The organism is Bacillus sp. FSL K6-3431, assembly GCF_038002605.1.
Classification (GTDB): domain Bacteria; phylum Bacillota; class Bacilli; order Bacillales; family Bacillaceae_C; genus Lederbergia.
The window spans coordinates 3,102,813-3,126,272 of the sequence record NZ_JBBOCT010000001.1; the positions used below are offsets into that span (position 1 = coordinate 3,102,813).

A 23,460-nucleotide genomic window follows, 5' to 3' on the forward strand; every position below is an offset into this window, starting at 1 on the left:
GAACATATTAATTGTTCAGCCGCACTTTTTATTTACTTATTCATCCGCGATAGAAAGTCATCCAAAAGATCATTAGATGTTTCTTCTACTGAATCATCTTCTATTGATGTAGAATGTTCTTCTCTTGCTTTATTCCAATCAAAGTTCATCATATCATCTTCAAAACCATCTTGAGTGCTCTCAAAATCCTGTTCGTCATGACTTTTATTAGTTATTACCTGATCCTCTTCTGGATATTCATTTTCACTCTCTTGAAGAAATAATGCCTCGTCAATATCCAAGGAGTTGCTGTTTAAAGTTGCTAAAACAGACGTCGCACGCAACGGATCAGCTAATAAGTGGTGGATTATGTTTCCTATCAATGCTTCAGAATGAGTATGTTTAAGCCAATTTCTTTGTTCTTTCGTTAATTGCTTTGGAAGTGGGATCGTAATAGTTTCTCTTTCGCTCGATAGAGAGTTATTCACTCCTTCGACAACAAACTCAGCAATTTTACTAGAAAAGTTTCTTCTCTCTGTCTCTTTTAATCTTTGCAACTTCATTAATATATGATCTGGCATGTCAGAAGGCAGACGAAATGTAATCGCCTGTCCTCTCTGTATCCCGGTCGTCCCCTTTTTCATCATGGAATCATCCTATTAATTTTTCACCGTTTTTCTTTCTGGCTCTTTAACTATCATTTCTTTTTTGTTTTTTCTTGAAAAATCAGAGATTAATTTATAATAAGCATTAGCCATCATCCAAATACTCTCTTTTTCATCTTCGAAAAATTCAATATTGTATCCATCTAAACTATTATTTAATGCCTTAATATAATCTTTTAAAACCATCGATCCGCCACCAACAAAATAGCAGATTTCTGTTTGTGAGTTTTTCTGCCAGATATTACGTAAATGACGATATTCCTTCTTCGCTAGCTCAAGAAGAATTCTGTCCGTTATATCATGAACACTTGTCCGACTTCCTTTTACCATAATATGATTTCTATTATTATTTTTCGTAATAATTTCTACCACATCTCTACGGCTATCTAATTCGACACCATGCTTTGATCTGATTTCTTCTCTGATCGCTTCTAATGATTCTGATACTCCTAAGTTAAATCCTTGCGCTTTATCATCGTCCACATTCCGGTTTTTAATAACCGCAATATCCGTTGATAACCCACCAATGTCTTGAATAAGTATTCTTTTATCAATTAAGTCTTTATTAATAATATTCAAGTCATTATCCATTACAAGATTAATAAAAGCAGCGAATCCTTCAGGGTATACCTTTACTTCATCAAATTTAATATTCACTTTTAAACCTTGATATTGAGGAGTCACTAAAAACTCAACTTGATGAACCGATCCTAAAAGCTGGGAGCGATAGCCAACATCTTTTCCTTCTTTCACCTCACGAAGGGGCAAACCAGTTCCAAGTGTGTAATTTGCATCAATAACATTATTTGTTTTTTGGAATACTTTTGAATTTTTTTCATTAACAGCATCAAGCGCCAACGAAGCAAATAGCATAACCAGCGTTTGATCCTCTTCTGATTTACTGCTCCCCGGATCTAATTCAGTTGAATTATCACTCTTCGTAGCTAAATTACCAACACGATAAATCACATTATTCTCTTTTAAGGCTGGAGAGTGAACCCTAATATGAATCCCATCTAATGGTGATTTTGCATCTAATTCTTCAATTCCTATAACTGGTCTATCTTCTCTATCTCTTGCAATGACATTCGGTATGTATAGCTCAGAATCTAATTTCCCAAAAAGCGCCTTTATCGAATCGTTACCAACATCAATCGCTGCAATTCTTGAATTGCCCATTAAACCACCCTTTTCTATAATTAATTGAAAATCACTATAATATTAACAATAAAGGAAATGTATACATACGTCAATTACGCACATAAAGAAAACAAATACGTACACATGTTTACTTTAGTGTATACACGTATACATATCAGCGTACACCTTGATACCGTTGATTGCGTACAGTTTTGTATACAAGTTTACACTTATGAACACACAATGAAAACATATTGTTTACTTGTACACATAATTGCAAACATCAAAAATAAAAAAAAAAAAAAAAGAAACAACTAATATGGAAATTAATTGTTTCTTGCGTGTTTGAATTTCTGAACCTCATCCTCCGTTAGATTCCTCCATTGACCAAGTTCCAATCCTTTAAGAGTAATATGTGCTACACGAACCCGTTGCAACTTATATACCTGGTAATCAAATTGAGTGCACATTCTGCGAATTTGCCTATTTAAACCTTGAGATAGCGTAATTTTAAAACTACGATTATTTAATTGTAGAACCTTACACTTTTTAGTCGTAGTATATTCATTTTTAACAGGATTGTATATTTCCACTCCATCGGACATGCCTTCAATAAAAGACGGAGTAATCTCTTTATTTACCATTACAATATAATCTTTTTCATGGTTATTTTCTTCTCGTAAAATTTCATTGACAATATTTCCATCACTTGTTAGTAGAATCAACCCTTCCGACTCTTTATCAAGTCTGCCAATCGGAAATATTCGCTGATCGTGATTGATAAAATCAACAATATTTCCATCGATATGTTGTTCTGTAGTGCTAGTTATACCTGGTGGCTTATTTAAGGCAATATACACTTCTTCCTCTTTCTTTTGCACTAATACCTTCCCATCTACTTCAACCACATCTCTATCATCTACCGCTAGTCCTAATGTAGCTACTTCTCCATTGACTACTACCTTCCCTTGTGCAATTAAATCATCTGCCTTTCTACGCGAACAAAGCCCTGTCGAACTAATAAATTTATTTAATCTCATATACATGCTCCTCTGATGATCGCTTTTTCAATGCAAATAATATTGCAATCATTCTTGTGATGGGATAATTATCTTATAGTGTAAAAATAGCAAACATCGCAACATAGAACAAACATTAACCTCCCCTACCCTTTTCCTTAGTAAACGAAAGACAGATTGTTGGACGCGGCATTATAAAAGCCGTATCCTTCTCGTATAGATATACCTTTAAGGAGGAAAAAGGATGAGTTTAACTCAAACAAGGCTTTTCCACGATATTCCATTATCCGTTCTAGATTTAGCCCCTATCATTGAGGGAAGCAATGCAGAACAGTCATTTATAAATAGTGTCGAATTAGCACAATACACCGAGAATTTAGGCTTTAATCGTTACTGGCTTGCCGAACACCATAATATGCCCGGTATAGCGAGCTCTGCAACATCGGTACTCATTGGACATATTGCCGGTGCAACAAAGAGGATTCGTGTTGGAGCAGGTGGAGTCATGCTACCCAACCATGCTACCCTAGTCATCGCAGAGCAGTTTGGGACACTAGAAGCTCTATATCCTGGACGGATTGATCTTGGTCTTGGCCGTGCTCCAGGAAGTGATCAGGCGACCGCACATGCATTACGAAGAACTTTAAGTAGAGGTGCGGAAGAATTTCCACAGCAATTGGAAGAACTTCAAGCATACTTTAAGTACAATCCTTCTGCTCGTGTACGTGCTATCCCCGGAGAAGGACTTGAAATACCGATATGGCTTCTTGGCTCAAGCGGCTTTAGCGCCCAGCTTGCAGCGCAAAAAGGCTTACCATTTTCCTTTGCAAGTCATTTTGCACCGGATTATACATTGCCTGCACTTGAGCTTTATCGCGATAACTTTCAACCATCAGATGCTTTCAAGAAGCCATACGCAATGGTAGGCGTCAATGTAATTGCTGCAGATACAGATGAAAAAGCACGTTGGCTAGCAACCTCACAACAACAACAATTTTTAAGCTTAGTCAGAGGGCAGCCAACGAAACTAAAACCACCTGTTGATCATATCAATGATGTCTCAAGCGAGCTTGAGCGCTCATCTATCGGAAGAACGCTCGATCCACGCTCAACCATTGTCGGTAATCCCGAAACCGTTAGACAGGGACTCAAACGCTTCTTAGATGAAACGAAAGCAGATGAAATCATCATCAACTCGCAAATCTTCCATCAAGAAGACCGTCTAAGATCATATGAAATCATTTCAGAGATGATGGAGTAAACCCAAGCGATGGCTAGCATCACAAAATTTTAATACAAAAACCAAAAGCTCTCACAAAAATCCTGTGGGGGCTTTTGGCTTTTCTGATGCTCACCTTGACAGACAATAGCACACTTAGACTGATTTAATAACCTAGTACCCTTTTTCACTTAAAGTTAAAAATTTCATTGTAGGTTCTGACCCTTGTATAGTTTCCAACTGTAGGCTAATTTCAATTTACCAAATAGTTAAAATAGTTGAAGATACTATAAATAAGATGGCTTAGTTTCAAACGAAATGGAAGCAACCTTCATTAAAATTAAGGCGGAAAAGCTTCCGGAGAAGAAAGGAATTAAACCGGGCACTGACTTAAATAACAATCCAATCACTGCTACCCCTAGAATCATAAGAAAAGTTTGTATGGGTCTTCCGAGGGCAATGATAAAGGAAGATTTTAAATACTCGAGCGTTCTTAGTTGGTAATGAACATATATAGGGAAAATATATATCAAGCAAGCAGCATATATAAAGACAACAAGTAAAACAAAGATACCAGCTATATTTAATAGAGGATTATGAGAAGATATAAAAAATCTTACATCAATAAATAACAAAAGACCGATCAAAAAGAATAGGACTCCAATAATATTTATCTGCTTAAAATCACTCTTAAATTGCTGATGGAATGTTTTCCACAATGGGATTTCCGTCTCACCTATTAGCCATTTTCGAATGATATAAAACATGGCTGAAGTAGCTGGAAAGAGACTGAAAATAAGTAGTCCCAGTACACTGTAGAGAAGCCAAAGTAAATTCACTAATGCTAGTTTCATTGCCCATTCACTCAACTGGTATAATTTCCCAATTTTCATCATTTCTTATCTCCTCTTAATAGAAAAAACAGAAAGCCATTAAAAATAGCTTTCTGGCTCTTTTTCCTTTATTTCATATAGCGTTCATAAGCAGCTTCCTGTATTTTCATGTATTCTTCTAAGCCCATTTTTTCGACGTTTTTAACATATTTGTCCCATTCATTAAATGGTGCATCTCCCACGATAAACTTAGCTTCCATTTCATTGATATAAGCATCCATGTCAGCACCTTGAGATTGCAAATACGATGTTTCTTCATCCGTATAGTTAAACGTATTCCAAATCTCATCAATTACATGTTTTTCTGCCTTTTTCCCAGTTTCAATGGAGTTGGGAAGAGTTTCAGACCCTTTAAACCATTGCTCTTTAACATATCCTGGATAACTTCCTCCAAGCCACGTGAAGTATTTTGCTAAAGCCTGGTCTTGCGAAAGTCCATTTGGATTATCCGTAATTTCCTTAGTGAATTGTAATGATCCATCTGAAGCTTTCTCGTATGTTTTTCCTTCTTCGCCCATGAAATAGAACAAGGCTCCCTCTTCGCTATAGAAGTGATCCATCCATCTCACAGTCGCTTCTGGATTTTTATTTTTATCTGTGATTACAAAAGCTCCAACATGAACCATCGGCACTTTTACATGACTGTATAATTGATCGCCATGAGGTCCTTCCAATGCACCTAGTCCTATGAACCCATCATCATTGAATAACATAGTTGGGTTTGGCAACATGGATGCACCAAGCCTATTATCGATGCCTTTAGCATATTGCTGATTGCTGTCCTGAGTAAAAATCTCCTGATCGATCAATCCTTCTTTATAAAGAGTGTGCACATATTCAAGCACTTCTTTATACTTATCATTCGTTCGGAAGAATCGAAGTTCATTTGTATCTGGATTAATATCAACAAATCTATGGCCCAATCCTCTTGTTCCTAATCCCCAAGCGCCTTTAAGTTGGTCAATCAATGCACCGGTTCCTACACCACTATATGGTATTTCATCTGCTTTGCCATTACCATTTAAATCCGTGTCCTTTACAGCTTTTAAAAACTGGTAAAACTCTTCTGTCGTTTCAGGTTCTTTCATATCTAAATGATCTAGCCATTCCTGTTTTAGCCATATTGGCGTTCCTATCAACATTGGTAAAAATGATGGATCATAGAAAGATGGAAATGAGTAGATGTTTCCGTCAGGCATCGTCAATCCTTTTCTCATATCAGGATTTTCATCCAATAATTTTTTAAAATTTGGTGCATATTTATTAATCAGGTCATTTAACGGGATAAAAACTCCTTGTTTCCCATACTTTGAAAGGTCTGCTGCAGTTACCCTTGCGGAGTAAAATGCATCCGGATAATCATTGCTCGCAAGGACAAGATTTCTTTTTTCCGTAAGACTTTCAAATGGAACTAACTCAAAGTTTACATTGACTCCTGTTTTCTTTGCATACTTATTCCAAACAAGCGTTTCTTCAAATTTATCAGTATTAATCGTTGATTTTCCCGTAAAGAATGTCAGATCAATTGGTTCTTTAACTATCGGGAGACCCGTTTCATTGAAATTATCTTTTGCTACTGTCTTCGCTTCCGTACTCTGTTTTGCATCATCCTTTATAGAACCACAAGCACTCAAAACTAGGAGCATCAATGCAATTATAGCAACTAGAATTCGTTTCATTTACATAACCCCTCTCCCTTTTATATTAACTATGTAATGACAAAAATCTTTTATAGATTCAAAGGCATCCCTCCTCATAATAACGCTGTTAAATTCATCAACCTTTTAAAGCACCAATCATCACGCCTTTTACAAAATACCTTTGTAAAAATGGATAAAGAATCAACATAGGCAAGCTTGCTACCACTACTACCGCATATTTCAACCCCTCTATTTGCATTAGATAACGAGAGACTATTTCATCACTCATTTGTGCCATATTAGACATATCATCCTTAATAAGCATGTCTCTCAAAAATAATTGCAATGGGAATTTGTTCTGATCTGTTAAGTAAATTAATGCGTCAAAAAATGCATTCCAATGTCCGACTCCATAAAATAACACCATAACAGCGATAATCGGCTTTGATAATGGAAGCAATATTCTGAACAAATATTGCATATTTGAACAACCGTCCATTTCAGCAGACTCTCGAAGTTCGTCAGGAATACCTTGAAAAAATGTCCTAATAATAATAACGTTATAAACGGAAACTGCACCAGGTATTAACACAGACCAAATTGTATTTAACATACCTAAATTTTTAACTAATAAGTATGTAGGGATCATTCCACCGCTAAAAAACATCGTAAATACTATTATCATCGTAATGAAATTTTTCCCCTTAAAGTCTTTTCGGGATAATGGAAAAGCAATCATGATAGAAAGCACCAAATTGATCACTACACCAAGTAATGTATATATAACCGTATTCCGATAACCTATTAGAATTTGACTATTTTGAAATACCTTCTTATAGGAGTCGAACGTTATATCTTTCGGTAATAACCAAACCTCCCCTTTTAATATGGCAGTGGGGTCACTAATCGAAGCGCTAAAAACGTAAACAAGCGGATAGATCATTAATATAGATAAGATAGCTAATACTACGTAAATTACGGATCCAAATAATCTGTCCCCTATACTCTCCTTAATCATTTCATCTCTCCTATCTTTATTACCAAAGACTTGTTGAGCTTGTTCTTTTAGCAAAGTAGTTGACCATCAATAGCACTATAAAATTAGTTAAAGATTCAAATAACCCGATCGCAGCAGAATAATCATATTGTGCTCCTAATATTCCAGATCGATATACGTGGGTGGCAATGACGTCGGAAGCTTCCATATTCAACTGGTTCTGCATTAAAAATACTTTTTCAAAACCTACGCTTAAAATATCACCGGATTGCAAAATGAGCAGAATAATGATCGTCGGTAGGATTGTTGGCAAATTTACATACCATATTCTTTGTAATCTACTTGCCCCATCTATTTTTGCCGCATCATGAAGTTGAGGATCAACAGCAGAAAGTGCAGCTAAATAAATAATAGAACTCCATCCCATCTGTTGCCATACACCAGAAAATACGTAGATAGATTTAAACCATTTCGATTCTGTCATAAAATGAACAGGTTCTCCGCCAAACAAAATAATTACTTGATTAACAATTCCATTAGTTGGTGATAAAAATAAAAACAGCATACCCACTAATACAATGACAGAGAGAAAATGCGGAGCATATGTAACGGTTTGAATAAAGCTTTTGTGTGATTTATTACGTATCTCATTAATTAGTAGCGCTAGTATGATGGGAATTGGAAAACCGACAACTAGCTGATAAATGCCGATACCTAGCGTATTTTGAATCAATCTCCAAAAATAATGGCTATTGAAAAAGCGGATAAAGTGCTCTGTTCCCACCCAAGGGCTACCACCTATCCCTTTTGTTGCAATAAACTCCTTAAAGGCAATCTGCAAACCATACATTGGGATGTACTTAAAGACTAAAAAATAAACTAGTACAGGAATGACTAATAAATAGAGGACTAAATTCTTTCTGATTGATTTACGGAATTTACTGATCTTATCATTAGAATTACTTTCTATCTTTAAAGATCTATCGACATATACACTTGCTTTTTCCAATCTATCATTCACCTGCTTTCTTTCTGTACCTCATAAATAATATAACAACCAATAGTAAAGCTTTTATTAACGCTTTGTTTAAGTTATGTAAATTTTCATATTCATTAAAATAGTAAAAAGAAATGCCCCTGAGTTAAGTTTCACTCAGGACATTTCTTTCCTATTCAATACATATCTTTGTCTTTCCCCTAATATTATTGCAATTTTTGAGTAAAATAACATGGGCAACGAAATTTACTTTGTTGCAAATCATCTTCTGGAGGGTGCTACCACATGGACAAAAAGCCAACGAAAGCAAAGAACAAGCAATCAAGCCAACCTGAACCTTTAAGTGGCTCTCATAAGGTAAAAAATCAAAATCACTCTAGACAAAAGAAGAACAGCAGCCACGATATGTAGATTGGTCTGCTGAAAGTCAATATTCTTCTGGTATATAGCTCCCAATCAAAAGTAAACAGAAAGTCCGAGAGCAGATGGATATTTGCTCTCGGACCATAAAGAAAGTGTCAACTTGTTATGCTATTTATCAATGGTTTCAATCAATTCACCTTTTACAGCAATTCGATCTGATCCCGATACCGTGCATGTAATCATAGTGATTTCATTTTTGTCTTGATGGTCATCTAGAATTTCTACTTTAGAAGGATCTATTTCTTTAGAACTCGTGACTTCGTATACAAATAATTGATTACCAGCATGTAAATATACCTTTTCACCAACATTTACTTTGGGTAAACGGCTAAAAAGTCTTTTATCTCGATATCCTCTGTGTCCTGCAATTGTAAAATTTCCACTTCCAGGAACTTGATACTTTTTTATCTGTGTTAACGCGATATTTAAGTTTTTTTCTGTCGTCTCGCCTAAAATTTTTTGCTTTAATTCTATAGATGGAATCTCAAGCTCTAGTACTCCCTTTACCTGCTCTTCAGTAAAAGAAAGATTGTCTATCTCCGAAAGAAAGACCTGTTCTTCTTCAGATTCAGAAATTAGAGAGAGGGCATTCTCTAAAGCCCTCAACTCTTTTCCTTGTTGCCATTCGTGATAAAGAGGAATCGAGATTAGGGTCAATCCCGCAAGCGAAAACACAATACCAATCATTAACTTTGCATTTTTCATAGAATCTTCCCATCCCTCACTTTATTCCACGTTCTTTTTTCGACGGAAGATTAATATTCCACCCGCAGATAGCAACAAGAATCCTGCAATCATCATATACATAAACTGCTCTTCCCCAGTTTGTGGAAGTTTGTCTCCAGAATTATCTTGTTTATTTCCTTTATCAGGTTTAACTTCGCCACCTGGCTTAACAACTTCTTCACTAGGTTCTGTTGGTTCTGTTGGTTCTGTTGGCTCTGTTGGCTTAGCTGGGTCTAAGATATTGGTAATATTATAGCCTTCTATAATAGATGTATAACCAGCTACAGGTTGTTCTCTGACTGTGTACGAGTAAGCTACACCGTTCTCATCAAACTCCGCTAAATCCTCAAAGCTGTAAGTCCAATCTGTTTTAGCCGTCACTTCAACTGTCTTGATTACATTATCATTTTGTAAAAGGTCGACTTTGATCATTTCCGGACGATAGTTTGAGTTATCGTCTTTCCATGTTTTTGTTCCTTCTACTGATGTTATACCAACACGGACGTTGGTAAGGTTAAATCCATCAACTTTTGTTTCATAACCTGATACTTTTTCTTCTTCAATAGTGTATTTATATGCTATACCGGCTTCGTCATATTTGGATAAATCTCCAAAGCTATATGACCATTTATCTTCTTTTGTAATTTCTTGCGTGGCTACTATATCACCATTTTGTAATAGGTTTACCTTAATCATTTCGGGACGGTCACTTGCGCTACCGTCTTTCCATGTTTTAGTGCCTTCTATTGATGTCGTACCAACACGAACGTTGGTAATATTGAAGCCTTCAACAGTTGCGGCATATCCCTCTATAGCCTGTTCTTTCACTTCATAGTTGTATGCGACGCCTTCGTCGTCATACTTTGGCAAATCTGAGAAGAAATATTCCCAGTCTGCTTTGGCGTTAACTTCTTTAGTGTTAACACCCTCACCATCGCGTAAAAGGTCGACTTTAATCATTTCCGGACGGTCATTTGCGTTATCATCTTTCCATGTTTTAGTGCCTTCTACTGATGTCGTACCAACACGAACGTTGGTAATATTGAAGCCTTCAACAGTTGCGGCATATCCCTCTATAGCCTGTTCTTTCACTTCATAGTTGTATGCAACGCCTTCACCATCATACTTAGGCAAGTCCGAGAAAACATACCTCCAGTCTGCTTTGGCGTAAACTTCTTTAGTGTCAACAACTTCACCATCGCGCAAAAGGTCGACTTTAATCATTTCCGGGCGATCTTTTGAGTTATTGTCTTTCCATGTTTTCTTTCCTTCTACTGATGTTTTGTCAACACGGACGTTGGTAAGGTCGAAGCCCTCAATTTTTGTGATGTAACCTTCTACTTTGTCTTCTTCGACAGTGTATTTATATGCAACACCATCACTATCATAAGCTTCTAAATCTTTAAACTCATATATCCAATCGTTTTCTGCTTTAACTTCTACGTCCTTGAATGTTTCCCCATTTCTTAGAAGTTGAACATCAATTGATGTTGGACGATCTTTAGCATTATCATCTTTCCAACCTTTTGTTACTATAACTGATATTTTTGCGGATTTAGTATTTGTAATATTAAACCCATTAACTTCTGATTTATATCCTGGAACTCCTTGCTCTTTCACAGTGTATTTGTACGCTATACCATCTTCGTCATACTTGGCTAAGTCTTTGAAGATATACGACCATTTTCCTGCTGATGTAGCTTCCTTCGTACCTGCTACAACACCATTTTGTAATAGGTTTACCTTAATTATTTCGGGACGATCACTTGCATCATCATCTTTCCATGCTTTTGTTCCTTCTACTAATGTTGTACCAACACGGACATTGGTAAGGTTAAAGCCATCAACTTTTGTATCATAACCTGATACTTTTTCTTCCTCTATAGTATATTTATACACTACACCGTCATCATCATATTTGGCTAAATTTTTAAAGCTATATGACCATTTATCTTCCTTTGTAACTTTTTTCGTTGTTTCTACAACACCATTTTGTAAAAGCTTTACCTTAATTATTTCGGGACGGTCACCAGCGTTATCATCTTTCCACGTTTTAGTGCCTTCTACTGATGTCGTACCAACACGGACATTGGTAAGATTAAAGCCTTCAACTTTTGTATCATAACCTGATACTTTTTCTTCTTCGATAGTGTATTTATATGCTACACCATCTTCGTCATATTTAAATAGATCTTTAAAGCTATATGACCATTTATCTTCTTTTGTAACATTGTTCGTAGCTACTATGACACCGTTTTGTAAAAGGTTTACCTTAATCATTTCCGGACGGTCACTTGCGCTACCATCTTTCCATGTTTTAACTCCTTCTACTAAAGTTGTACCAATACGAACATTGGTAATATTGAAGCCTTCGACAGTTGTTTCATATCCCTCGACAGCCTGTTCTTTCACTTCATAATTGTATGGTACACCTTCATCGTCATACTTTGGCAAGTCTGAGAAAAAATACTTCCAGTCTGCTTTGGCTTTAACATCTTTAGTATCAACAATTTCACCATTGCGTAAAAGGTCAACTTTGATCATTTCCGGACGATCATTTGAGTTATCGTCTTTCCATGTTTTTGTTCCTTCTACTGATGTTGTACCAACACGGACGTTGATAAGGTTGAAGCCTTCAATTTTTGTGTCATAACCTGATACTTTTTCTTCTTCAATAGTGTATTTATACGCTACACCGTCTTCGTCATACTCGGCTAAATCTTTAAAGCTATATGACCATTTATCTTCTTTTGTAACTTCTTTCGTTGCTGCTATAATACCATTTTGTAATAGGATTACCTTAATCACTTCAGGACGGTCAATTGCGTTACCATCTTTCCATGTTTTTGTTCCTTCTACTGATGTTGTACCAACGCGAACGTTGGTAATATTAAAGTCATTAACTTTTGTTTCATAACCTACTACTTTTTCTTCTTCGACAGTGTATTTATATACTACACCATTTTCGTCGTAAGCTTCTAAGTCTGTAAATTCGTGTTTCCAATCATTTTCAGCTATTACCTTTGCTTCTTTAAATGATTCACCATTTCTTAAAAGGTTCACTTGGATGGAATCTGGACGATTTGTTGCATTATCGTCTTTCCAACCTTTTGTTACTATCAATGATATTTGATCAGATTTGATATTGGTAATATCAAAACCATCAACTTTTGACTTATACCCTGGGACACCTTGCTCTTTTACCGTGTATTCGTATGCTACGCCGTTTTCGTCATATTTATACAAGTCTGTAAAACTATATGACCAATTATCTTCCTTAACTTCTACTGTTCTATCTACAACGCCATTTTTTAGTAGATTCACTTTGATCATTTCCGGACGATCTGTTGCATTATCGTCTTTCCATGTTTTCGTGCCTTCTACTGTTGTTGTACCAACACGAACGTTCGTAATGTTGAAACCATTAACAGTTGAATTATATCCATCAATCGCCTGTTCTTTCACAGCGTAATTGTAGGCGACACCTTCGACATCATACTTCTGCAAATCTGTAAACAGGTACTTCCATTCCATTTCAGCTGTAACTTCTTCCGTGTCAACTATGCTACCATTTTGCAATAGGTCTATTTTAATCATTTCTGGACGATCTTTTGCATTATCGTCTTTCCATGTTTTCGAGCCTTCTACTGATGTTGTTCCAACACGAACGTTGGTAATATTAAAGCCTTTTACCGTTGACTCATATCCCTCGACAACATGTTCTTTCACTTCATAATTATAAGCGAGACCTTCCTCATCATACTTCTGCAAATCTGCGAACACGTACTTCCAGTCCGTTTCCGCAGTGACATCTCTAGTATCAACTACCTTGCCATTCTGCAATAGGTCTACTTTGATCTTTTCTGGACGATCTGTTGCATTTTCGTCCTTCCATTTTTTCGTGCCCTCCACTGATGTCGTACCAGTACGAACATTGGTAATATCGAAATCGTCTACAGTTGAATTATATCCATCAACTGCATGTTCTTTCACTGCGTAATTGTAGGCCACACCTTCATCATCATACTTCTGCCAGTCTGTGAATAGGTACTTCCACTCTGTTTCCTTTGTAACTTCTCTAGTGTCAACTACTTTACCATTTTGTAATAGGTCCACTTTGATCATTTCTGGACGATCTGTTGCATTTTCGTCCTTCCATTTTTTCGTGCCTTCTACTGATGTTTTGCCAACTCGTAGATTGGTAATATCGAAACCATCAATTTTTGTTTCATAACCTGCTACTTCTACTTCTTCGATTGTGTATTCATACGTTACACCTTCGTCATCGTAAGCTTCTAAGTCTGTAAACTTATATGTCCACTCATTCTCAGCTGTTACTTTTGCTTCTTTGAATGGATCACCATTTCTTAAAAGGTTTACTTGAATGGAATCTGGGCGATCTGTTGCATTATCATCTTTCCAGCCTTTTGTTACGATAACTGATATTTGCTCAGATTTGATATTGGTAATATTGAACCCATCAACTTCTGATTTATACCCTGGAACACCTTGCTCTTTCACCGTGTATTCGTACGCTACGCCGTCTTCGTCATATTTAGCTAAATCTTGAAAGCTATATGACCAATTATCTGCTTCGGTAACTTCTTGCGTTGCTGCTACGACACCATTTTTAAGTAGGTTCACCTCAATCATTTCCGGACGATTTTTTGCATTATCGTCTTTCCATGTTTTAGTTCCTGCTACTGATGTTATACCTGCACGAACGTTGGTAATATTAAAACCGTCGACAGATGAGTCATACCCTTCCACTTCTTTTTCTTTTACAGTATAGATATACTCTTTACTTTCATCGTCGTATTCATCTAATGCTACAAAACTATACGTCCATTCATTTGCAGCTGTAACCTCTACTTCTTTTATTTTTTTACCATTTTGAAGTAGTTCTACAACGATTGACTGTGGACGTTCTGAAGAATCCTCATCTTTCCACTCTTTCTTACCTTCTATTATCATCTTTGTTTTCGTGTTCTTTTTAGTGACCGTTATTTTCTCCGTTTGTTTTTCTTTAATAGTGAAAGGAATTGGTGTTTTATCTAGTTCATAACCAAGCCTGGATTTTGTTTCAACAAATTGATAGTCACCTGGTTTCAATTCATCTTTGTAAATGATTCCTTTATCGTTGGTAGATAGTGTTTCTATATTTACCCAATTATCGTCAACTTTTTGTTGTAGCTTGAACTCTACACCTTCTAGCTTTTTGTCTGGGTTTTCGCTATTTATTTTCTCTAGCTCGACAGCATGGATTATTTTCTTATTTTCGATTATTACTGAGTTACCATCTTTGCTACCCTCGGTAAGCTCCTTATCAATTGTTATTTTCTTTTCATCTGCTATACCGCCAACATAGCCATCTGGCGCTCTTGTTTCTTTCAAAATATAGTCACCGAATATAAGGTTTTTAAATGTTACTGTACCATCTGCTTCTGTTGTCAGCGTCTTGACTGCAATCTTACCTGAACTATCAAACAGTGTGAATTCAGCTCCCGCAAGTGTTACATCTGAGTCCGCCGCATCGACTTTCGTTACTTGAAGTTGACCTACGCGACCATCAATACCACCACCTGCACCTGTTAATTTCACTTGGTGTTTATGCTCTGTCCCTGTCTCTTCATTGGTAATTTGTTCGCCTGTAAGTGAAGCGTTGTTATTAACGAATTGATTATTTCCCGCCATAATAAACGTGTCATATTCTAAAATATATGGGCGATCAATATCGTTTTCAAATGCCAATTCAAAATATTCGTTGCCATCTTCGTCTTCTTTAAATTCTAATGTGTAATCTTTACCCTCGACTAATTTGTCCTCAGCATTTTTCACAATACTTCCATTTGTTTCAACAGTCGTTCCGTACAGCTCAAATGACTCTAATAATATAAGCTGATTTGAACTTGGTTTGTCTGTTACTACGACATTGGATATTGTCGATTGCGTCGGATTAATAAACACTTTCCAATTGAGTACTCTTGGATTATCTTCATTTTGCTTTGCTTCTTTACCTGTATATTTTCCACCGTTATCCCCAACAGAAACAGTTGTCTTTAAATCTGTTAGATGGGTTTCTCCATCTTTTAACGTTGCTGTATTGTTATAAGATTTAGTAATCAATTGATCTTTAAGATCTGTTTTATAAACAATGACATAGGGTTCGCTTATTTTTCCAAGTGTTACTTTAAATCCTGGTTCATTAGTTGGTCCTACAATTGAGTCCACCTCATAATCGTCGTCAATCTTTAATGCTTCGTCTTCCTTTTTCCAATTACCATTTGAATCTATCGTCATTTTATATACTTCGATTGAGCTTAAATCGAAGTTTTGCTTGCCTAAGATGATATCTTCAACAATCGCATTTCCAATTTCTTTGGAAGTATAGTTTACACCAATCTCCCAAGTGATTTCTTTTGTAACAGCGTTGTATGAACCGCCTTTGGAACCATTGTGTTGTGTGTAATTATTTGGTGTAAATGTAGCTTCTTTTTCCATTTCTTTTAATTCAGTTCCATTTTCCGGAATCCATGTAAGTTTGGCACCATTTGTAAAAGATGTCTTGCCATCTTCTATTTCATTAAAATCAAATGATGTCGTGTATTCGATGTAAATCCTTTTAGTAACTGGTTCTAATTTATTTGTAAAATCAAACTTAATCTCACCAGTAGTCTCGTCATAACTATAAACATATTTATCTTCTGGTAGGGAGTCCCCACCATGTGTGATCGTATAACTATCAAGTGTCAATCCTTTTGGTAATGTATCCGTTAAAACAACATTTTTCATGACTTTATTATCGCCATTAATTGAAATGCCCCATTTAGTTGTTTTAGCGCCATAATCAGTTTGGTCGTTATAATGATATTTATGGAAAGCTTCTTGCCCTATCCATTTACCAGATTCTTTGCTATGCTCATTACCGTCTGTAACTTCGTTTGTAAAATCTGTATCCTTAATGATTCGATCTATAACCTTAGTTTGATACGTTATTTTATATGCTTTATTTATACCTCCATTAAACTGAAGCTTAAATCCATTTGTTTCATCTGTGACTTTGAAGTCAGTAAAATTAGTACCCTCACCAACTTCTTGACCTGTGTTAGGATCAATCTCTATTTCTTTAATTTTAACACTGCCATCAACGAACTCATGACCTTCACCAAATGTATCAATTAAATAAGCACCATTCTTTGCGATTGCTTTTTCATTATAATTATATTTTACTTCCCACGTAATCATTTGTGTCTCTGGGTTATACTCACCGGAGCTTTTCTCTAAAGGCTCTCCTCGACTGAATGAAACTTCAGCTTTTGCAGGTAGATCTACGATGTTATCTCCTGTAAGCGTTGCTGTGTTTTCATATCCCGTGCCATCTTCATCCGTAATCTTCGTTTCAAAAACGACACGATAAGCAGAATCAAGAGTGCCGAAATTCAACGGGAACGCTGTACCAAAGGAATGATCTGTTAACTCATTTCCAGCTACAACAGTACCATCTAGCTGCACATCGAGTGGATAGATTTTAATCGAACCAGCGACAAACTCTTGATTGTCTCCAAGTGGATCAAGAAGTTGCGCATTTTCAATACTTGTTAAATTCTTATTAAAGTCAACTTCCCACGTAATTGTTTCCGCGTTGTACTTTTTATTCGGCGTGCCTCTTTTATCAATTGGGGATCCAACTTTCGGTTCAAAACTTACATCAAAATCAATTGTTAGACCTTCATCAATTGGAAATTTAATCGTTTGATTTGTACTACCACCTAAGTCTTCCTTGATTTCCGTCCAAAAACTCAAATACCCTTGAACATCAGAATTATTCTCAATTTCCTCATTGAAGGTCATTGTAACAGTTCCATCTGGTAATAATTCAAATGACCCAAATTTTGTCCCGAGTGAGTTGACAAGATCCCCACCGGCCTTATTATGAACTTTAAATACGTCAGGAAGTTTAAAAGTAAAAGTTGATCCTGCTGTATATCCATGATTATCTGGAAGTGCAAATTCATATTTTATTTCAAGATCCAAAGCTGGTTCAACACTTGGAGATGGCATTGGATTAGGGAGATCTCCACCACCTGGTAGAGTTAGCTCTACATTCGTAAGTATATTCTCCTTAATTTCAACCCCATCTGTGCTTGCTAGGCCGACACTTGACCCAGCTTTCAGATCTTTACTATCTTGTTCCTGACTTAGTTCTTCACTCTCTATTTCTTCTGTTTTCTCGCCTTCTTCTACTACTGTATCCTGTTCAACATCTTCTGTTTCCTCAGTGTTTTCCACTACTGTCTCTTCTTCAACATCCCCTGACTCCTCAGGTTCTTCTACTGATGTTCCTTCTTCAGCTTCTACTTCAAAAATAACATCGATAACTCGTGCTGCTCCATTATTGGTAAATGTAAGAGCTGCTGTTTTACTATCCTTAATTACTTCCTTATCGAAAGTAACTGGAATAATTAAGGATCCGTTTGCATCCACAAGGCTTTCTGTTTCTTCATTTACAATCGCTGTAACAATGCCATCCCCAGCAACTTCGTATGACCCTATTTCTAAGTCATTCAGTGCTGTTAATACACCACTTTCCTCCTTAGAAACTTTCAATTCCGATGGAAGTTTAAAAGAGTGTATATCTCCTTCTCCCACATTTTCAGCTGTAAGTGCCCAGTCTAACTTTATATGTATGATTGATTCTGGACTAATCTGCTTTGCAAAATCGATTAGTTTACTTGCTTCATCCGTTAAGGACACATTAGTAAAAATGCTTTTTTCTGGATTGCTTACTGCCTGTACTTGTGCTGGTAGTCCAATACTAGTAAAAATAGTATTGGATATTAGTACAAAAATAAAGGCAATGATACTGATCTTTTTCCCCATTAATATTTTCCTCCTTTTTAGCTTTGACTCTTTCAACGTGTTAAGTAATAATGTAGTTTCCTATCTATGAAATAGCCCTGATAAGTTGATTTGTTTGATGTAAATCATCTTATATACAATAGCAAAATAGCTCTGAACAAAATCTGAACATCTGCATTGATTAAACAATAATCATTTGTATAGAGACTTAGTGGGATAAATAAGACAAATTTTGTATGCAATCTTAGAAAATTGAAAAAAGACTACTAGACACCTCATTTAATAGGCGTCTAATAGTCTTTTTTAGAAGGTTTTATTCATTTAAGTATCTATGATAAAGTTCTGTCATTTCTCTAGGTACATCAAGCCCTAAATCATCTAACCATTGCTTCTTGAATACATGAAAAAGAGCGATCATTTTTTGGACACTTTTTGTCTTTCCATAATGATCCATAAGTAAGTAAATATACTTTTCTTCATAAGATTCCATCTCAATCATTTTTTCTAAACAGATTTCAACAAAATAGGATTGTTCTATATCATCTTTGGCACTTAATACATAATCCTCCAAGTACTTCGAAAATGATCTTTTAATATTTTGTTGTTCATGTAAAGCCCAACTGTAACCCTCGGCTTCCAAAAAGTCACCTACATATAAATGAAGAATCTTTTCGATATTTGTCCCTGTTTTTTCGGAAAGCTTCATTATGTTTTCCAATTCTAATAGATCGCTCTCCACAGTGATATTCAAAACATATTGTTCATTCATGAAGGAAATAGGATTCAAAATACCAATTTCTTTCAGGATCTTTCGCAATTGATAAACCGTTGTATGAATTAATGTATTTGAATTACCTGCAGGCACGTCTGACCATAATTCTTCCATTAATCGATGTTTATGAACGCCCTCTTCTTTAGAGTGCCATAGATAAACGAATAATTCTTTTACTTTCTTTGTGCGCCATTTTACTATATTCTTTTCAGTATCATATAACTGAAAGCCTCCCATTGTCTTAGCGAATAAACATTTTTCTTTAGCGACTTCCAACACTTTATTTTTTTGATATAGCTGAACTTTTTCTTGCAGCTTTGCAATTGACTTTTCTAACCTTTCCATCCTTACTGGTTTCAACAAATAATCAATCGCGTTTACTTCAAATGCTTCTAGTGCAAATTGTGGATGTGCAGTAACAAAGATAACTTCCAAATCATTAAATTTCGTCATCAATCTCTCTGCAAATTCAAGCCCATGGATTGATCCCATCTCCATATCTAGAAATACAACATCGATATTAAGTCTTTCTATTTCTTCAAACGCCCTATATGGATCAGTATACTTATCAATTATTTCCACATCTTTTATTTTCTTTAATTGTATTTCCAGTACTTCTAATGCCAATTGCTCGTCATCAATTAATATAACCCTCATTATGTTTCACCTCCGGCAAGATGATCGTTACTTTCGTCCCTTTCCCTTCATCACTCTCTAATGAAAACTTTGCTTTTTTCATTAATTTTAATTTTTTAAAGGTATTCGTAAAACCAATTCCGTCGTTTTTCTCATTAAGCAGCTCCACTTTTTTATCTTTCGGTATACCAATACCATCATCTTTAACCACAATTTTAACGCCTACGGTATCCTTTTGAATGGATATCCATAAGGATCCACCTGACCTTCTCTTTGCAATCCCATGTTGAACAGCATTCTCTACAAGTGGCTGAATCGTCATTGACGGTAGCATTGCATATGCACTTTCATCAATATCGTAATAAACCGTTAGCCTGTCCCGATACCGCATTTGTTCAATTGATAAATAGGACTTCACTAATTCCATTTCTTTCTTTATTGAAATAAGAGAATTATGATTATAGAAATCCAATTTGGCCCTAAAATAGATAGAAAGATGCTCTAATGCTTCACGTGCTTTATCTACATCTCCATAACTTAATCCAATAATTGTATTAAGTGTATTGTATAAAAAATGTGGAGTAATTTGCGCATAGAAATAGCTCAATTCATCATGAACAGCATCTTGTGCAGACTTTTTGATGGCTAATAAGGACTCTACCCTTGTTTTTAATTGTTCCGTTTGGATAGGCTTGTGTAAAAAGTCATTCGCTCCTACGTCAAAATATAGCGATAAGTCTGTTAATTTCCCTGCCGCAGTTAAGATAATAATCGGTAATTCAACTGAGTGATAATCTTTTCGCACAATTTTACATACCTCGTAACCCGATATTTTAGACATCGCCAAATCTATAATCATCATATCTATCGTTTCATTGTTTAAAACTTTTATCGCTTCTTCTCCATTATCCACTGCGATGACTGTGTAATTTAGGGAAGTAACTAAATCCATCTGTTCTTTTAGGCTCACATGTTCATCATTAACAACTAAAATAGTATATTTATAGTCCCCTACAACCTTCATAGGTAAATTCATATTAAGGATATCACCAAAAAAAATGTTTTCTTTTTCTTCTACTAGTACGTCGTGCATCTGACTCTCATTCGCTAATGGTATTGCAAGAGTAAAACAAGAACCTTTTCCAAACTCAGAGGTTACCCAAATCCTACCACCTAATGCTTCAACTAATTGTTTAGCAATTGAAAGACCTAATCCAAGACCTTTTGACTCTCCTTTAAAATTGCCCTCCACCTGATAAAATGATGTGAAAATGAGAGCTAAATGCTCTTCGTCCATACCAACTCCAGTATCAGAAATGGAAATATGCAATTCTTCATCATCAACTTCCGCCGAGATAATAATTTCACCTTGTTTTGTGAATTTAATCGCATTATACATTAAATTGAATACGATTTGTTTCAGCTGTTGCTCATCAACATAGACAAGTGGCAGGTCGTTTGAGACTGTGTTGATCACCTTCACAGCTTCTGATGGTGGTATTAAATAATTCACTTCCGCCAAAACCTCTTCAATTACTTTTATATTTAAAATTTTTGGATAAATATTCATTTGTCCTTGCTTAATTTTTGAGGCATGCAGCAAATCTTCGGCAATAGTGACTAAACGTTTCCCTAGATTATGAATAAAGACAACATTTTCTTGTTGCTTTAATCGTAACGGACCGTTATTTCCTTCCATTAACGACTTAGAAAGATTTAAAATACCATGTAAAGGCGTCCGAAGTTCATGAGCTGTTTTTAATAAAAACTCATCTTTCAGGTGGTCATATGTAAGTAAATCTTTTGAGAGCTGATCTACTTGTTTATATGCGAATTGAAATCGGTAGCCCATTAATAAAGAAAGGTTCATTATCATCACTAAAAACAAAAATACAGGCATTTTTCCAAATGCAATTTCAAATAGAAAATCAAGACCTAATAGTAATCCGTAGCAACAAAATGTTGTAACGATAATTAATATATATTCAGACCCTTCTGTTCTATTAATAAATGCTTTTATTAATAGAATGAGGACATAGATTAACACGACACTTAATATTAAAACGATCATCGTTAGCTTGAATGACATTGATACATCACTAAGTAAAGTTTCACTCATATTAGGAATTCCATATAACGACACTTGTATCGCTAATAAGCTACTTAATAGGCGAATAACCTTTTTATTTGCATATGCTTCAAACAGTTTATATATAAACATTAAAAAGAAAAATACGGAAGAATGAATAAGGAACATTTGTAGGTCCGTCATAGCTATTATTCCGATGTTCGGGAAAACCAAACTGAATATCCGTTCATTCAAAGTCGATAAATATACCGACTGAAGTAAACAGAATAAACTAAAATACAATTGGTATACATCACTTTTTCGCTGAAAAAAGGTCAGAAAATAATAAATTCCAAACAGTAAATAACCAGAAATGAGCAAGGTATCTAACGCTCTATTCCAATCTCTTTGCCACATGATTTGATCAAATGTTCCAAATTCAAGTGAATGAATAATTCCACCAGTAGGATAGTAATAATTCGCAACGTGAACGACTATTTCAATTTCACTCTCAGCACTCCCGCCCATCCCGATATACTTTTCATCACTAGAGCGAAAATCCGTCAAATTTTTCGAAGGCACCCCACTTGCTCCGACCTCTTCACTATTTATAAATAAACGACTTGCATGGCGAATTGTATTTTTTTCGATTCCATATGTATCTTGTTGTGGTACTTGGATTACTAAACGGTACGTCCCGATCCCATAAACAGTATCATCATCTGAAAGATAACTGTCCCATGAGCCAGGGACGTCAACAACTTTTCGTTTCTGACTATATTTAGTAAACACATTTTTATTTTTCTGTGGGAAAATCAACTCACCAGAGTAGAATTCCCACTCCCCATTTAATTTTAAAATACCCTTTTTTTCGAAATCCCAAGCATACAGATCTAATTTTCCTTTTTCCGCATTTGGTGCACCCTTTTCCGATCCAACCATCAAATGGAATGAACTAAAAAGAGTAATTAAAAAAATTCCTATTGATAGAATGATTGCAATAATTCTTCTCATAGGCACCCCTTAATACATTTCTTTACTAAAAATATATCATTTCCAAAGCTTGTAAGTAACTACACTATGAATCGTATGCCTACTAACATTATACTCCAATGCAAGTTGACGTATCGATACCGCCTCTTCATTACTATATCGGTCTCGAATCTTTTTTACATCTGCTGCTGTTAAATGAGTACGACTCATATTTGTTTTAGGAATTACAGGATGATCTTTTTTTAAGTTATTAATTGTATCTCCTAATAGCGTTTGTTTGATTTTTGCTCTAGTCTCATCCGTTCGTTTCACACCAGTTTTAGCTTCAGATAACTTGAGCTTATGCTCATCTGAAAGTGTTCTCCCTTTCATAGCTAGACTTATTTTTTCGTTTTTAGTAGGTTTCTTTTCCATCTAGTAACTTTCCTTTCTAT

General features: G+C 35.6%; 14 protein-coding genes. 2 read left to right on the forward strand and 12 right to left on the reverse strand.

The genetic code is table 11. The features are described 5' to 3' along the window. Positions 1 to 32: 32 nt before the first annotated feature. The 3 genes from MHB53_RS15175 to MHB53_RS15185 all read right to left on the reverse strand — a co-directional run bounded on the left by MHB53_RS15175 (position 33) and on the right by MHB53_RS15185 (position 2,824). Complete coding sequence (locus tag MHB53_RS15175; protein ID WP_340919832.1) at positions 33 to 626, reverse strand: hypothetical protein; 594 nt, start codon at positions 624 to 626, stop codon at positions 33 to 35. 12 nt (positions 627 to 638) lie between these two features. After that, positions 639 to 1,823, reverse strand: coding sequence for a ParM/StbA family protein (locus MHB53_RS15180; RefSeq protein ID WP_340919834.1), 1,185 nt, complete (start codon positions 1,821 to 1,823; stop codon positions 639 to 641). A gap of 287 nt (positions 1,824 to 2,110) precedes the next feature. Next, the gene (locus MHB53_RS15185; RefSeq protein ID WP_340919836.1) at positions 2,111 to 2,824 is read right to left on the reverse strand and encodes a pseudouridine synthase; all 714 of its coding nucleotides are present in this window, start codon (positions 2,822 to 2,824) and stop codon (positions 2,111 to 2,113) included. A gap of 223 nt (positions 2,825 to 3,047) precedes the next feature. On the opposite strand from MHB53_RS15185, the gene MHB53_RS15190 reads away from it, so the two are divergent. Then, a complete protein-coding gene (locus tag MHB53_RS15190) occupies positions 3,048 to 4,064 on the forward strand; it encodes an LLM class flavin-dependent oxidoreductase (RefSeq protein ID WP_340919838.1) in 1,017 nt (338 codons plus the stop codon). A gap of 245 nt (positions 4,065 to 4,309) precedes the next feature. Here MHB53_RS15190 and MHB53_RS15195 read toward each other — a convergent pair whose 3' ends face one another. The 4 genes from MHB53_RS15195 to MHB53_RS15210 form a co-directional block, all read right to left on the reverse strand. Beyond that, positions 4,310 to 4,918, reverse strand: a complete 609-nt coding sequence (locus MHB53_RS15195) for a YesL family protein (RefSeq protein ID WP_340919840.1) — start codon at positions 4,916 to 4,918, stop codon at positions 4,310 to 4,312. Between the two features lie 65 nt (positions 4,919 to 4,983). Continuing rightward, complete coding sequence (locus MHB53_RS15200) at positions 4,984 to 6,594, reverse strand: extracellular solute-binding protein (protein WP_445661439.1); 1,611 nt, start codon at positions 6,592 to 6,594, stop codon at positions 4,984 to 4,986. A gap of 97 nt (positions 6,595 to 6,691) precedes the next feature. Continuing rightward, positions 6,692 to 7,573, reverse strand: a complete 882-nt coding sequence (locus tag MHB53_RS15205; RefSeq protein ID WP_340919842.1) for a carbohydrate ABC transporter permease — start codon at positions 7,571 to 7,573, stop codon at positions 6,692 to 6,694. Between the two features lie 19 nt (positions 7,574 to 7,592). After that, the gene (locus MHB53_RS15210; RefSeq protein ID WP_340924754.1) at positions 7,593 to 8,522 is read right to left on the reverse strand and encodes an ABC transporter permease; all 930 of its coding nucleotides are present in this window, start codon (positions 8,520 to 8,522) and stop codon (positions 7,593 to 7,595) included. 312 nt (positions 8,523 to 8,834) lie between these two features. Here MHB53_RS15210 and MHB53_RS15215 point away from each other — a divergent pair, with 312 nt between their 5' ends. Continuing rightward, entirely contained in the window at positions 8,835 to 8,960 is a 126-nt protein-coding gene (locus MHB53_RS15215; protein WP_340919844.1) for a small acid-soluble spore protein P, read from the forward strand. Positions 8,961 to 9,080: 120 nt separating this feature from the next. Here the strand turns inward: MHB53_RS15215 and MHB53_RS15220 are convergent, their stop codons facing one another. From MHB53_RS15220 to MHB53_RS15240, 5 genes are all read right to left on the reverse strand, one after another. Continuing rightward, positions 9,081 to 9,677 (reverse strand): class D sortase, encoded by a 597-nt coding sequence (locus tag MHB53_RS15220; RefSeq protein WP_340919846.1) that lies wholly within the window; start codon positions 9,675 to 9,677, stop codon positions 9,081 to 9,083. A 21-nt stretch (positions 9,678 to 9,698) separates the two neighbouring features. Then, entirely contained in the window at positions 9,699 to 18,578 is an 8,880-nt protein-coding gene (locus MHB53_RS15225) for a Cna B-type domain-containing protein (protein WP_340919848.1), read from the reverse strand. Between the two features lie 292 nt (positions 18,579 to 18,870). Next, on the reverse strand, positions 18,871 to 19,986 hold the full coding sequence (locus MHB53_RS15230; RefSeq protein ID WP_340919850.1) for a response regulator: 1,116 nt from the start codon (positions 19,984 to 19,986) through the stop codon (positions 18,871 to 18,873). Then, a complete protein-coding gene (locus tag MHB53_RS15235) occupies positions 19,967 to 23,047 on the reverse strand; it encodes an ATP-binding protein (protein WP_340919851.1) in 3,081 nt (1,026 codons plus the stop codon). The genes MHB53_RS15230 and MHB53_RS15235 overlap by 20 nt, the downstream gene beginning before the upstream one ends. A gap of 36 nt (positions 23,048 to 23,083) precedes the next feature. Further along, complete coding sequence (locus MHB53_RS15240; RefSeq protein ID WP_340919853.1) at positions 23,084 to 23,440, reverse strand: NUMOD3 domain-containing DNA-binding protein; 357 nt, start codon at positions 23,438 to 23,440, stop codon at positions 23,084 to 23,086. Positions 23,441 to 23,460 lie beyond the last annotated feature (20 nt).